At 46.7% G+C, this 14,139-nt stretch carries 7 protein-coding genes and 1 pseudogene; 4 read left to right on the top strand and 4 right to left on the bottom strand.

Annotation, left to right across the window (positions count from 1 at the left end):
- Positions 1–2: 2 nt before the first annotated feature.
- From BMW65_RS06720 to BMW65_RS06700, 4 genes and pseudogenes are all read right to left on the bottom strand, one after another.
- Positions 3–1,625, bottom strand: coding sequence for an ABC-F family ATP-binding cassette domain-containing protein (locus BMW65_RS06720; protein ID WP_090603844.1), 1,623 nt, complete (start codon positions 1,623–1,625; stop codon positions 3–5).
- 45 nt (positions 1,626–1,670) lie between these two features.
- The gene (locus BMW65_RS06715; RefSeq protein ID WP_177181025.1) at positions 1,671–2,657 is read right to left on the bottom strand and encodes a c-type cytochrome; all 987 of its coding nucleotides are present in this window, start codon (positions 2,655–2,657) and stop codon (positions 1,671–1,673) included.
- 7 nt (positions 2,658–2,664) lie between these two features.
- A pseudogene (locus BMW65_RS06705) lies at positions 2,665–3,587 on the bottom strand (pyrroloquinoline quinone-dependent dehydrogenase); the annotation flags it as partial.
- A 236-nt stretch (positions 3,588–3,823) separates the two neighbouring features.
- The gene (locus BMW65_RS06700) at positions 3,824–4,831 is read right to left on the bottom strand and encodes a LacI family DNA-binding transcriptional regulator (protein WP_090603838.1); all 1,008 of its coding nucleotides are present in this window, start codon (positions 4,829–4,831) and stop codon (positions 3,824–3,826) included.
- 303 nt (positions 4,832–5,134) lie between these two features.
- Here BMW65_RS06700 and BMW65_RS06695 point away from each other — a divergent pair, with 303 nt between their 5' ends.
- The 4 genes from BMW65_RS06695 (at position 5,135) to BMW65_RS06680 (ending at position 14,107) form a co-directional block, all read left to right on the top strand.
- The gene (locus BMW65_RS06695; RefSeq protein WP_218145355.1) at positions 5,135–7,936 is read left to right on the top strand and encodes a glycoside hydrolase family 2 protein; all 2,802 of its coding nucleotides are present in this window, start codon (positions 5,135–5,137) and stop codon (positions 7,934–7,936) included.
- Between the two features lie 150 nt (positions 7,937–8,086).
- Positions 8,087–11,092 (top strand): SusC/RagA family TonB-linked outer membrane protein, encoded by a 3,006-nt coding sequence (locus BMW65_RS06690; RefSeq protein WP_177181024.1) that lies wholly within the window; start codon positions 8,087–8,089, stop codon positions 11,090–11,092.
- Positions 11,093–11,112: 20 nt separating this feature from the next.
- Positions 11,113–12,633 carry a RagB/SusD family nutrient uptake outer membrane protein gene (locus BMW65_RS06685; protein WP_090603834.1) on the top strand — a complete coding sequence of 507 codons (1,521 nt, stop codon included), beginning with the start codon at positions 11,113–11,115 and terminating at the stop codon, positions 12,631–12,633.
- 124 nt (positions 12,634–12,757) lie between these two features.
- On the top strand, positions 12,758–14,107 hold the full coding sequence (locus tag BMW65_RS06680; protein ID WP_090604293.1) for a Gfo/Idh/MocA family protein: 1,350 nt from the start codon (positions 12,758–12,760) through the stop codon (positions 14,105–14,107).
- Positions 14,108–14,139: the final 32 nt, after the last annotated feature.

The following is a 14,139-nucleotide window of genomic DNA, read 5'->3' as shown; positions in this document are numbered from 1 at the left end:
GTTTATGCATACATCGTTTCGCGCTGCCCTTTCACGGCATCGCTTTTGATATATTCATCATAACTCATCAGCTTATCAATGATGCCGTTTGGCGTGAGTTCGATAATGCGGTTGGCTACGGTTTGGGTAAGCTCATGGTCACGTGAGGTAAACAAGATACTACCCCTGAAATCGTTCATGCCATTGTTAAGCGCTGTAATCGACTCGAGATCGAGGTGATTGGTAGGTTCATCGAACAACAACATATTCGCTTGCTGAAGCATCATCCGCGAAAACATGCAACGCATTTTTTCCCCTCCGGAAAGTACCGAGCATTTTTTGAGCACTTCCTCGCCGGAAAACAGCATCTTGCCGAGGAAACCACGGATAAACTGTTCGTCTTTATCTGTGGAAGAATATTCGCGCAACCAATCGACAAGGTTTTCGTTCTTGCCGTCAAAATAGGAGCTATTGTCCATCGGAATATCCGCAATGCTGATCGTGACACCCCACTTGAAACTACCGTTGAAATCGTTATCCCGGCCAGCAAGGATGTCATAGAAGGCCGTAGTAGCCAAACTGTTCTGTGATAGGATAGCGATTTTATCCCCCTTGTTGACCATGAAATTTACATCACTAAACAGCAGATCGCCATTCAATGTTTTGCTTAAATTCGCTACCTGTAAAATTTGGTCGCCAGCTTCACGGATCATTGTATTGAACATGATGGCCGGATATTTCCTGTTCGATGGTTTGATTTCCTCCAGGTTGATTTTATCCAATGCTTTCTTGCGGCTGGTGGCTTGCTTTGATTTGGAAGCGTTTGCACTGAAACGGCGGATAAATTCCTGAAGCTCCTTGACCTTATCCTCCATTTTCTTGTTCTGTTCACTACGTTGTTTTGCCGCTAATTGGCTAGACTCATACCAGAAAGTGTAATTACCGGTATAGATGGTCATTTTTCCGAAATCGATGTCCACTACGTGTGTACATACGGAGTCAAGAAAGTGCCGGTCGTGGGATACAACAAGTACGATGGCTTCATAGCTGGCCAGGAAGTCTTCCAACCAAGCGATAGTATGGATATCAAGGTCGTTGGTTGGTTCATCCAGTAACAGGATGTCCGGGCTGCCGAAAAGCGCTTGGGCAAGGAGTACCCGGACTTTTTGGTTGCCATCCAGTTCCTTGACAAGTTTATAATGCAAGCTCTCGTCGATGCCGAGATTGCTGATTAATGTTGCGGCATCGCTTTCGGCATTCCAGCCGTCCATCTCCGCGAAACGGGCTTCCAGCTCGCCCGCACGCTCGCCATCGGCATCAGAGAAATTTTCCTTGGCATATATGGCATCCTTTTCCTTCATGATGCTATACAGCTCTTGGTGTCCCATCAGCACGGTTTCAATGACAGGAAACTCGTCAAACGCATAGTGATCTTGTTTAAGCACTGCCATACGCTCCCCAGGCGTAAAACTTACCGAGCCTGTCGTAGGATCTACATCGCCTGAAATGATTTTCAAAAACGTGGATTTGCCGGCACCGTTAGCACCAATGATGCCGTAACAATTGCCTTGTGTGAATTTTAGGTTGACTTCTTCAAACAGCACCCGCTTGCCGTAGCGCAGCGAAAGATTCGATACATTAATCATGGGGCAAAGGTACGGTTTAAAATGCGAGGTATGAAACCTGAAGTTTTAGTTGTCGTTAGGAAGGGTAAAGGCCAAATATTTACCACTTGACCGCATCCCCAGTTTCCCGCCTCCTGCTGCGATAACGATGAATTGTTTGCCTTCAATGGTATACAGGGCCGGGGATGCAAACCCAGCAGCAGGGAGTTTATGTTCCCAGAGTACCTTTCCGGTTTTCTTGTCGAAGGCCCTTATTTTTTCATCTTGCGTACCGGCGATAACTACTAGTCCGCTCTTGGTTACCACGGGGCCACCATAAACCTCGGTGCCGGTATCTTCCTTGGTGCCAAGTTCCTCAAAATTACCTAAAGGAACCTTCCATAGTAGCTTGCCACTATTCAGGTCCACGGCATTCAAGGTACCCCATGGCGGTTTTATGCAGGGATAACCATCGCTATCGAGGAATCGTTGATAGCCGTTGAGCACGTATTCGGGAACGGCATTCCTGTCCACGGCTATGGTTTTTTCACCAGGTTGTTGCGGGGTGGCTTCCTTGTCCTCCAAATCCAGCAGGTACGTCAGCAATGCGGTCTTGTCTGCATCAGTAAGCATCTCCTTGAAGGCGGGCATCATGTTGCGTCCATTCTCGATGACTAACCGGGCTTCTTGTATCGTTAGCCGATCACTCAAGCCTCGAAGGGCGGGAAACGCGGCACCAATCCCTTCCCGGTCAGCGCCATGGCAAACGGCGCAGTTTTTCGTGTATACCAGCGCTCCCTGCCCACTCAGGGTGGTAGCATCACCTTCTTTCAAGGCCGGGTTAGGGATCAGCTGTAGCCGCCAGGGCAACTCAGAGCTGCCCACGTACAGCACTTGTGTCTCGGGATCCACCGCAGCGCCGCTCCATTGCCCACCTCCATCAAATCCAGGGAATATCCAGGAACCTTGTAAGCTTGGGGGGATAAATAAGCTGCCGCTCCGGTACCTGAAATATTCTTCGAGCAATTTCCCGATGGATAGCGGGCGTTCGGTCACTGACGTCCTCCGGGCCAAAATGTTGCCTAGCGAACGGTTCGGGCAGTGTAGGTATCGGCTGCGTGGGCCATGCGTGTTCATCGGGAAGGTCGGAAGGCAGTACGTTCACTTCTTTAATCGGAAACAAGGGCTCCCCCGTGACTCGGTCGAGGAGAAAAATATACCCTGATTTAGTGATTTGTGCAACCGCTGCTACCCATTGGTGATTTTTTTTGACAGTTACTAAATTAGGGTAGGCGGGGAGATCCCTGTCCCAGATATCATGGTGGACAGTTTGGAAATGCCACAAGTAACTCCCTGTGTTGGCATCTAAGGCAAGTAGGCAGTTGGCGAAGAGGTTTTCGTATTTACGGCGTTTGCCGTAGAAGTCGGGTGTGGCTGATCCAAGGGGAACATATACGATCCCCCGTTCTTCATCAAGGGCATCCCAGCCCAATTATTCGCGCCGCCGACTTGTTTCCAAGCATCCTTATCTCTCCACGTTTCGTATCCTTTTTCCCCCGGATGTGGAATGGTATGAAAGATCCACCGCCGTTTGCCGGTATGTACGTCAAATGCACGGATGTGGCCTGGGGCGGCATCTGCACCCTCGCTTACCCGCATGCCCGTGATGAGCAAATCTTTGTAGATGATGGGTGCAGCATTTCCTGCCATCCAGCTGTTTTGATAGGGGCCGTCCATGTCCGCTCTTAAGTCAATGTAGCCGCCTTTCCCAAAGGAGGGTATGGCTGTGCCTGTGAGGGCATCAACAGCATATAACTTCGGCCCGGTGGCATAGAAGAGTCTTTTCTCGCGAGCCGCGTTATCTTCCCAATAAGCCAATCCCCGGATGGAACCCCTTGCTGCCGGATCTGGGGCCTTGAAGACCCAACGCTCCTCACCCGTGCGTGCATCCAATGCAAAAAGGTTTTGGTTGGGAGAGACTCCATATAGGATACCACCCACCATTAGCGGCGTTATCGGTATGGTTGATCCCTTGGTGATGGAGTCGCCGGTGTCATATTCAAGCGACTTGCAGGTGCTTGACGTTGTCGGCGGTGATATCGCCACTGGCAACATATCGCATACCCTCGTTGGTTCCGGTGACCGTGCGCCATTCTTCATCGCTCCCGATCGAGGAACAACCTGACAGGATAACTGCGAGAAACAAAAAAGATTTCGTATTGGCCAAATAGCTCATATGCTTATCGTGAAATCAATTCCGTTTCTAAGACCACATTGTCAAAGTCATATACGGGATATTTGCTTTCAATCAATTGGATAAGCAATTCCATCGCCATGCGTCCCATTTCGAAAGCCGGCTGGTGGACACACGTGAAGTCGGACTGAAGCAAATCCAATACATCGGAATTGGAAAAACCTGCTACCGCAGGATGCCTATCTTTGGGAGCCAAGTTGTTGTAAGCACTCAAGCAGCCCATGCTTAGCCGATCACTAGCTACAAAGATGGCTTCCGGCTTTTCCGGAAGGGCTAGGAAATAACGCACGGCTTCTTCTACTTCTTGCTGGATGCGTCCGCCGTGATGGCAATAGCGAATGAGCGATTCTTCAAGCGCGATGCCATTCTGTCGGAGCGCTTCTTCGTACCCCTCAAGACGCTCACTGGTAATGGACAAATGGGGCGCATTGGCTAAATGGGCAATTTTTTTAAAACCCCGGTCGATGAGCGACTGCGTGGCCTTTTTTGCGCCCTCCCGGTTATTGGTCGTAACGGTATGCGTGTCAAAGGTGTCAATAATACGATCAAAGAAAACAATCGGAAGGCCTTGGTCATGTAAGTTTATGATATGGGAAAAATCCTTTGTTTCGGCAGACATCGAGATAAGCAATCCATCGACCGCCCGGTTGGCCAAGTGCTGAATATTCACTACCTCTCGCTCATACGAATCATGGCTTTGTGAGATAATAACGTGATACCCCTTGCCATAGGCTACGGACTCGATACCATCGATGGCTTGGGAAAAGAAGCTATTCGCCACCTCACATACGATCACGCCGATGGAATAGCTGCGGCCTTGGCGCAAGCTTGATGCTATCGGGTTTCGGCGATAGTTGTGTTTTTCCGCATATTCCAGTATACGTTTCTTGGTCTCTTCATTTATCTCATAACTGTCGCTCAAGGCACGAGAAACAGTAGACGGTGAAAGTTCAAGTGCCTGTGCGATGTCTTTAATGGTGATGGGTTTGAACACGGTTCAATTTAGTTACTTTTTCCGCAAAAATAAAAAAAAGTAACCCTGTATCAACATTGATTCATTGAACGCTTGCTATTCGTTGGCTAATAGAAGTCGCAATCGATACCGGTATCGATTGCGTAGATTTTTCCGGACAGAAATGGCAAATTGGAATTATAAGTGCCTAATATTGCGGGCAAGTTAAAACAATCGGCTCCGATTGGATAGACGTGGAGAATGCATGAGCCGATTATTCAAGCTGTTATAAACCAAGAATTTTATTTCAAAATTTATATTATGAGCATTATTTTATTTAGGAAAATGAGAGGGATATTGGCAGTCTTTTTCTTTTTTCCTGCTATCATCAGCTTCGCCCAGGATAGTCCGCGTGGTACCGAAGTAAAATACTTGTCAGGCATAGATAAGGATCATCGGGTTGATTGGGAATTTAAGATTGATAAAGGCAGGAGAAGTGGGGAATGGACGACAATTCCCGTTCCCTCGAATTGGGAACTGGAAGGCTTCGGTGTATATAATTATGGCCATGATTGGCGTGATTCATTGCCGAAATCGGACGCTACTGGATATTATAAGCATCGTTTTTCAGTGCCCGCTACATGGAAAGGGAAAGCCATTGAAATTGTTTTTGAAGGCGCGATGACGGATGCCGAAGTTAAGATTAATGGCAAATCGGCAGGTGTGACCCACCAAGGGGGATTCTACCGCTTTAAATATGATATCACAGGATTACTCAAAATAGGGCAAGAAAATTTGCTGGAGGTAACGGTGAAGAATGTTTCAGCTAACGAGTCGATTAATCAAGCCGAGCGCGATGCAGACTTTTGGGTGTTTGGTGGAATTTACCGTCCAGTTTATTTGGAGGCCAAACCAAAGGAGCACATCGATCGGGTCGCAGTCGATGCGAAAGCGGATGGCACGTTTTCGGTTGATGTTTACCTCGCAAACATCCAAAAATCAAATTCCGTGGAAGCGCAGGTTTTTTCCCTGGATGGTCAACCGCTTGGCAATGCTTTTCAGGCAGGGGTAGCGGGAAAAGAAGATAAATATACACTGAAACAGCAATTTACCCAACCTAAATTATGGTCACCTGAATTTCCGAACCTATATGTCGTTGAGGTAAAGCTGAAAGATGAATCCGGCGAGGTACATACGGTGAAGGAACGATTTGGATTTCGCACCGTAGCGCTTCGCCCTAAAGATGGCTTCTATGTAAATGGAAAGAAAATAAAATTCAAGGGGGTAAACCGCCACAGTTTTTGGCCAAATTCAGGCCGGACACTAAGCAAAGCATTGAGCGTACTGGATGTCAACTTAATGAAAGACATGAATATGAATGCTGTCCGGATGTCTCATTACCCCCCAGACCAGCATTTTTTGGATGTTTGTGATTCCTTGGGGCTTTTTGTTATTGATGAACTTACAGGCTGGCAGTCCGCATATGATACTGAAGCTGGACGAAAGCTGGTAAAGGAATTAATCATCCGGGATGTAAACCATCCTGCTGTTATCCTGTGGGCAAATGGCAATGAAGGTGGGAATAATTATGATTTGCTGCCGGACTATCCGGTATATGATCCGCAAGCGCGTACAGTCATCCAACCGTGGAACACACTCGGGGAAACAAATACGTTCCATTATCCGGATTTGGATTATGTGTCTGATGTGCTCGCTAATGGCGATAAGATATATTTTCCAACAGAAGTAATGCATGGGCTTTACGATGGCGGTCACGGAGCAGGGCTAGAGGATTTTTGGAATGTCATGCAACGTAGTCCGCTGTCTGCGGGTGGTTTTTTATGGGTCTTTTCAGATGAAGGTGTGGTCAGGACTGACGAAGGTGGTAGAATTGATGTCAGGGGTACCTATGCGCCCGATGGTATCTTAGGCCCATACCGTGAAAAAGAAGCAAGCTATTATACAATCAAAGAAATCTGGTCACCAATCTTTATTGACCAACAGTATATTACCCCTCAATTTGATGGTACCTTAAAGGTGGGAAATCGGTTTCAGTTTACTAATTTGAATGAATGCAAACTCCAATGGAGTCTGGTGGCGTTTCCAAAACCTAACGATGAGCGAACAGATTCGACCATACTGCATCAGGGTGAAGTACGTCTTCCTTCTTTGGAACCAGGCTTGTCTTCTTATATCCATATCGACTTACCGGCAGGCTGGGAGGGCAGCGATGCGCTGTACCTCACAGCTACCGATCCCCATGGACGGCATATTTTTACGTGGACCTGGCCCATTAAGACTGCTTCGCAATTTGCTGCCGCAATTGTCGATACGACTAGCGCGCAAATCGCGAACGCGCGTGAGGACGAACAATATATCTATATGGAAGCCAATGGTGTAGAAGTTAAATTCAACAAGACAAACGGCTTGATTGAAGGGGTGAAAAACCGATTATCATCAATCTCTTTTGGAAATGGGCCAAGATTGACCACCGAGAATAGTAAGTTTAAGGCAATTAGCCACCACCAAGCGGGTAATAAACACATTGTTGTCGTCGATTACGAAGGGCCGATTAGTAAATTGTCTTATAGCATGTTGGGCAATGGCTGGTTGAAGTTGGATTACACCTATGCCTTGTTCGGAGATTACGACTATATGGGGATTACGTTTTCTTATCCAGAAGAAAAAGTGAAGGGTGTGACGTGGTTGGGAAAGGGCCCGTACAGGGTTTGGAAGAACAGGATGAAGGGGCCACAGTTTGCGGTACATCAAAAAGAATACAATAATACCGTTACAGGTATCGATTGGAATTACCCCGAATTCAAAGGCTACCATGACCGGATGTTTTGGGCGGTAATAGACAATGAAGAATATCCCATTACCATCGTGTCGGAAACGGATCACATTTTTTTGAGGCTGTTTACACCAAAGCCTACCGGAAGCAAAAATGTGGATCCCATTTTTCCCGAAGGCGATATTTCGTTTATGGATGCCATCAGCCCAATTGGTACGAAATTCCAAACCTCGGATCAACTAAGTCCCCAAGGTAAAAAGAACCAATTTAGAAATCGTAGGGACAGGCAACGCCTATGGGGGGCTACCCTGTATTTTGACTTCGGCGCAGGAGCAGTGCGGGACTCTCAATAGCATAACAACTTTTTTAAGGGCAGCATATGTTGGATGTCCCGATAAAATAATTTCCTATAATTAATCATAAGTTAAATTTTTATATTTAATATGCAAAATCAAAAAATTAGAAAGAGCAGGTATTTATGGCTTTTTTTACTGGTGGCCGGTATGTTCATCAGGGTTCATGCGCAAGATTTAGTAGTTCGCGGAAAAATAACCGATAATAACGGTGAACCGCTCTCGGGTGTGACGATTGCGGTGGAAGGAACATCGATAAGTACAGCTTCAGCGGAGGATGGTAATTATTCGCTCAATGTGAAAGATGGAAACGGAACACTAAGCGTTACTTATATTGGTTATCAAACGGCTAAGATTCCCATCAGTAATCGGACGACTATCGATATTACTATGGAACCGGAATCGGAGGAATTGGGCGAGGTGGTTGTCGTGGGATATGGCACGCAAACGAGACGGAACCTCACTGGGGCGATTGCATCGATAAAAGCGGATGATATTGTGACAGAAGGGGCCAATACCGTGGAGAAATCACTTCAGGGGCGGATTCCCGGTGTACAAGTTGAGTCGGCGGGCGGCAATCCGGGGTCGGGCGTCCGCATATTGATTCGGGGCACCGGTTCGCTTGGAAACAATACGCCATTGTATATCGTGGATGGTGTACAGGTAGATAACATAAACAATCTTTCTCCGTCAGACATTGCGTCCATGGATATCTTGAAGGACGCATCTGCTGCTGCGATCTACGGATCGCGCGCTGCGAATGGTGTTGTATTAATCACTACGAAATCTGGCAGGAAGGGAGAGAATAAAATTGACGTGGATGTCTATACAGGAATTCAGGATATTGGGAAGCAATTGGACGTGTTGGATGCCTCGGGCTGGGCTACTGTCAACAACATGGCACATGATAATGCCGGGCAGGAGCGGCTGTCTTTCGCCCAAAATCCAGAGTCTCTTGGCAAAGGAACAGATTGGCAAAACGAAATATACCGAATAGCACCAATACAAAACTATGCCCTTGGCGCGAGTGGAGGGGGGGAGAGCTACACGTATAGCTTATCCGGCGGCTACCTTAGCCAAGATGGTATCATGGATAAAACAACCTATGACCGGTGGAACCTCAGGCTCAAATCAGACTTCACAAAGGGACGGGTAAAAGTTGGCGAGACGGTGATCTTAACAAAAGAATATTGGCGTAATGCATCCGGAGGTTTTGGCGGACAAGGGGGAAATCCGGCAGGTTCGGCGGCTAAGATGATTCCCGTCTTCAACGTATATGATCCCACAGCGGTCGGAGGCTATGGCGGAGCTTATGGTCCTATCGTAAACATCGAAAATCCTGTTGCCGTATTGAACCTGGAAGATCCGGAGGAAAATATGACCAAAGCAGTGATTAATGCCTATGCAGAAGTTTCCATTATCGAGGGGTTGAAATACAAGCTGAACTTGGGGTATACCAATATGGCCGGGTATGACTACACCTACACCTACCCTTATCAGGTCGGTACGTTTTTTACAAATTTGGACGCCGACTTATATGAAGGTAGAAGCGAGACGAATACTTCTTTGCTCGAACATACCCTCACGTATGACAAGGCTTTTGGAAACCACAATATCCAAGCATTAGCGGGATATACTTACCAAAATTCCAACTACCGAATTTTGACAGGCAGCAAAAGTGGTATGCCGCAAGGAATCAAGGTGCTTGATGCCGGCACATTAAATATAGCCTCCGGGAGTAATGCGCTGGAAAACACATTGATCTCCTATTTTGGAAGGTTGGTGTATTCTTATGACAACCGCTATGTACTTACGGGAATACTCCGCAGGGATGGATCCTCCCGGTTTGGGAAAAGTAACCGATTTGGTAATTTCCCTTCAATTGCCGCGGCTTGGAATATCTCCAACGAAGCATTCTTCGATCCGCTTTTGGCCTACATCGACCAGGCAAAGCTGAGGGTAAGCTATGGTATATTGGGTAGTCAGGAGTTTGATGATTACCGGTATAATCCTGCTATCTATTTGAATATCAACTCAGTCATTGGTCAAGATCAGCATTTGTGGCCCGGAGCCATCCAAACCGCGTTTGCAACGCCAGACATCAAATGGGAAACCTCAAAGACGCTCAATATCGGCGCTGACCTTGGATTCTTCGATCAAAAACTACAATTGGTAGCAGATTATTTTATCAAAAAGAACTCCGACGTGATTTTGCAAGTGCCCATCCCGTTGTCTACCGGAGCGAGTGGAGACAGCCCCTATATCAATGCAGGGCAGATAAGCAATCGGGGATTGGAACTATCCTTATCTTACACAAACTCGGTCAACGATTTGGATTATCAACTGACAGGTACATTTTCGACCGTGAAAAATGAGGTCGATCAATTGGGAACAGGTTCCCAGCAGATATTCGGCGGCCAACCTACGCATCACGGGGCTTCCGCGACGCTCACGCAAGCAGGATTACCTGTGGGGGCGTTCTATTTAATTAAAACTGATGGCATTTTTGATTCACAAGAGGAGATTGATGCCTATGTGAAAGATGGCCAGCGTATACAACCTAATGCCCAGCCAGGGGATATTCGTTTCGTAGATCACAATAACGATGGCCAAATCGATGAAAACGACAGGCAATATTTGGGAAGCCCCACTCCGGACTTTACAGTTGGGGTAGGAGGAAACCTGGCATGGAAAGGATTTGATATGAACCTGTTTATACAAGGTACCCAAGGAAATAAGATCTACAATGGCCTCCGGCAGGACTTGGAAGGAATGAACCTCGATGTCAATTACTCCAGATCGACGTTAAGCGCGTGGACTCCGGAAAACAGGAACACAGCTATGCCCCGGGCAGTCATCAACGATCCCAACCAAAATGCACGGACATCCGATCGCTTCCTGGAAAATGGGTCTTATCTCCGGCTAAAAACAGTGCAGATAGGTTATACGTTTTCTGATGCATTGGCACAGTCGCTAAAGGTAAACCGTGTACGCTTCTACTTAAGCGCGGATAATGTGTTTACCATCACGGATTACAAAGGATATAATCCGGATTTGGGACGGGTCGGATCCATATTGGATAGGGGCGTGGACTTTGGTCATGTTGCTTACCCCCTTGCCAAAACGTTTATGGCCGGTGTTCAACTTTCTTTTTAAACTGAAAAAAACAACTTGAAATGAAAAGAATAGCCTATATTTTAATTCTTGTGTTGAGCTTAGTTGGCTGCGAGAGTTCACTTGATCAAGTGAATCCGAACGTGGTGACGCAAGAAAATTTTTGGAAAACCGAAAATGATGTTTTGACCGGATTGGCTGCAACCTATAAATACCTCAAACAAACGACAAATGGTTATTGGGGGTATCGTGTGGTACAGTTACAGAGCGGAAGGGGTGATGATTTTTTTATCCGGAATGATAACCGGGATATGTATCAGCTTTCAACATTTACGAATAGTCCCACGACGAGCATTCCCGGATATTTATTCACCGGTGCCTATACCGGGATTTTCCGAGCAAATCAAGTCATCGAAAATGTACCCAATGCTGAAATCTCAGAGGAACTGAAACGTCAGTTTATTGCAGAAGCAAAATTCTTACGAGCACTCAATTATTACCACCTGGTGATCAATTTTGGGGCTGTTCCTATCCACACGAGTGTGCCCAAATCTCGTGAGGAATATTTCGCAGCACAATCATCGGAAGAAGAAGTATGGGCCCAGGTAATCAGTGACTTTGAAGAAGCGAAGGCGGATTTGCCTCGTTCATATCCGCCCGAATGGGTGGGCAGGGCTACCCAAGGTGCTGCCATCGGATATTTGGGCAAAGCTTATGTTTACCAAAGTAAATGGCCGGAAGCCGAAAATGAGTTTAAATTGCTGGCCCAGCCAAATGGCCAGCCTATGGCACCTTACACCTATGATCTTTTGGCGGATTATGAGCAGAACTTCCTTAAAGAATACGACAACAACGTGGAATCGTTGTTTGAAATCCAAGTACAGAATGTAGGAGGTGCTGATGGATGGGCTGCAGAAAACGCAAATGAATCACAAGGTGTAGTCATCGCGTATGGCAATGCCCCTGCGGAGGTAGGCGGATGGTTCCAGATGCACCCTACCAATAAAATGTTCAATGAGTTTCAGAAAGAAAAGACGGTAGATGGCGATTTTGATCCCCGTATGTATGCTTCCATCGTGTGGGATTATCCGGGCGCAATGTTTTATAACAGGCCATTTAGTGAGTTCGAGCTGGTATTCGGCAAGCAATCTAAGGTGAGGAAATACCAAAATTGGCGGAACAATAACGAAGGAATCGACGGTTCTTCCGAAATCAACGAGAAGGCGCTTCGGTATGCTGATGTCCTTTTGCTGTATGCGGAAGCATTGATTATGCAGGACAGGGAAAATGAGGCGTATCCACTGATCGACCGGATCAGGAACAGAGCCAAATTGGCAAATCTACCTACCGGGTTGAACCGCGACGAACTGATGGCCGAGCTCCGCCACCAACGTATGGTTGAATTTTTTAGGGAAGGGCAGCGGTTTTATGATTTGAGGCGTTGGGGGCTTTTGGAACAAGAGATTGCTAATAGTGATAAAGAAGGGCGCGAATACTTCAATTTGGCCAGGCACGCCTATTTTCCAATACCACAAAATGAGTTGAATACAAATCCTAATATTGATCAAAATCCTAATTGGTGATTTGATGGCGCGGACACTGAATTTTTTCAGATAAAAGGTGTGTAAGTGAGTTATTTTGCTGAATTTTGATTGTACGGCATCCAATTATATAAATCAATTAATGCAACCAATTAATAACAGTAAAATGGAAAACAAACATCAGCATTCTCGTAGAGATTTTATCAAGACAGCTTCGTTAGGAGCAGGCGTTATCGGACTTTCCGCAATGGGATTCAGTGCCAAAAGTTATGCACGAATTTTAGGTGCAAACGACCGTGTTAGGGTCGGCATTGTTGGGTTTTCCAATCGGTTCAGAAGTTCGCTGTTCCCCTGTTTCTTGGATCACGCGAAGGCACAAAACTTCGAATTTGTGGCGGTTTCGGATTTATGGAACCGGCGTCGTGACGAGGCTTATGCGTATGTCAAGGAAAAAGCAGGCATGGAAATCGCAAAATATAGGAATAATGATGAACTTTTCCCTCGCACGGATGTAGATGCCGTCATCATCAGCACCGCAGACTTCCAGCATGCCCTGATAGCTGCTGATGCTGTACGCCATGGAAAGGATGTTTATGTGGAGAAACCGCTGGCCGAGACGCTTGAAGATGCCAAGGTTGTGCGTAAGGCCGTCGAAGAAACGGGGAAAATTTTGCAAGTTGGTTCTCAACGTCGCAGTGCTCCAAACTATATAGCGGCCAATGAATATATCCGATCTGGAAAATTCGGCGACATCAAAATGGTCGAAATGACATGGAACGTAAACCAACCGGGCCGCTGGCGTTTGCCGCAATTGACCAAAGAAATCCGCGAACAGGATACTGACTGGGATCGTTTTCTGATGAACCGGCCAAAAGTCGCTTGGGATCCCCGGAAATACCTCGAATATCGGTTGTTCTGGCCGTATTCCTCTGGTATTTTCGGGCAATGGATGGCACATCAAATTGATACCGTGCATTGGTTTACTGACTTGCCACATCCGCGTAGTGTAGTCGCCAATGGCGGTGTCTATATGTGGAACGACGGCCGCACAAACCCGGATACGTTGACCGCTGTAATGGATTACGGCCCGAACGGCGATCCTGCTAAAGGGTTCCAAGTGCTTTATTCCTCAAGGTTTACCAATTCGGCGGGTGATGTGAAAGAACTATATTTCTCCAATGCAGGCTCGTTAAATTTGGATACCAACCAAGTAACCCCCGAAGGAGGCCTTACAGGGCGCATGGCCGCCGAGATGGACATGAAAGAGAATCTCCTCGAACCGTTTACATTGGCAAATGCAGCAAAAATGGAAACTTCTGCCAACACCGGTGGCGATCCAATGACTTCCTTGCATATGCTCAATTGGATGGAGTGCGTACGGAACAGGAAAACGCCTAATGCTGACGTTGTGGCTGGATATAACCATTCAGTAGCTAATATCATGGGGCGTACCGCTTATGAAACAGGCAAACGGGTAACTTTTGATGACGATAAGCAAGAAGTTGTCATTTCTTAACCATCAAGAAAAACATGAAACGCAATCCAATA

Source organism: Parapedobacter koreensis, assembly GCF_900109365.1.
GTDB classification, from domain to species: domain Bacteria; phylum Bacteroidota; class Bacteroidia; order Sphingobacteriales; family Sphingobacteriaceae; genus Parapedobacter; species Parapedobacter koreensis.
The sequence above is the reverse complement of the archived record's forward strand: the minus strand, read 5'-3'. Positions and strand labels throughout refer to the sequence as shown.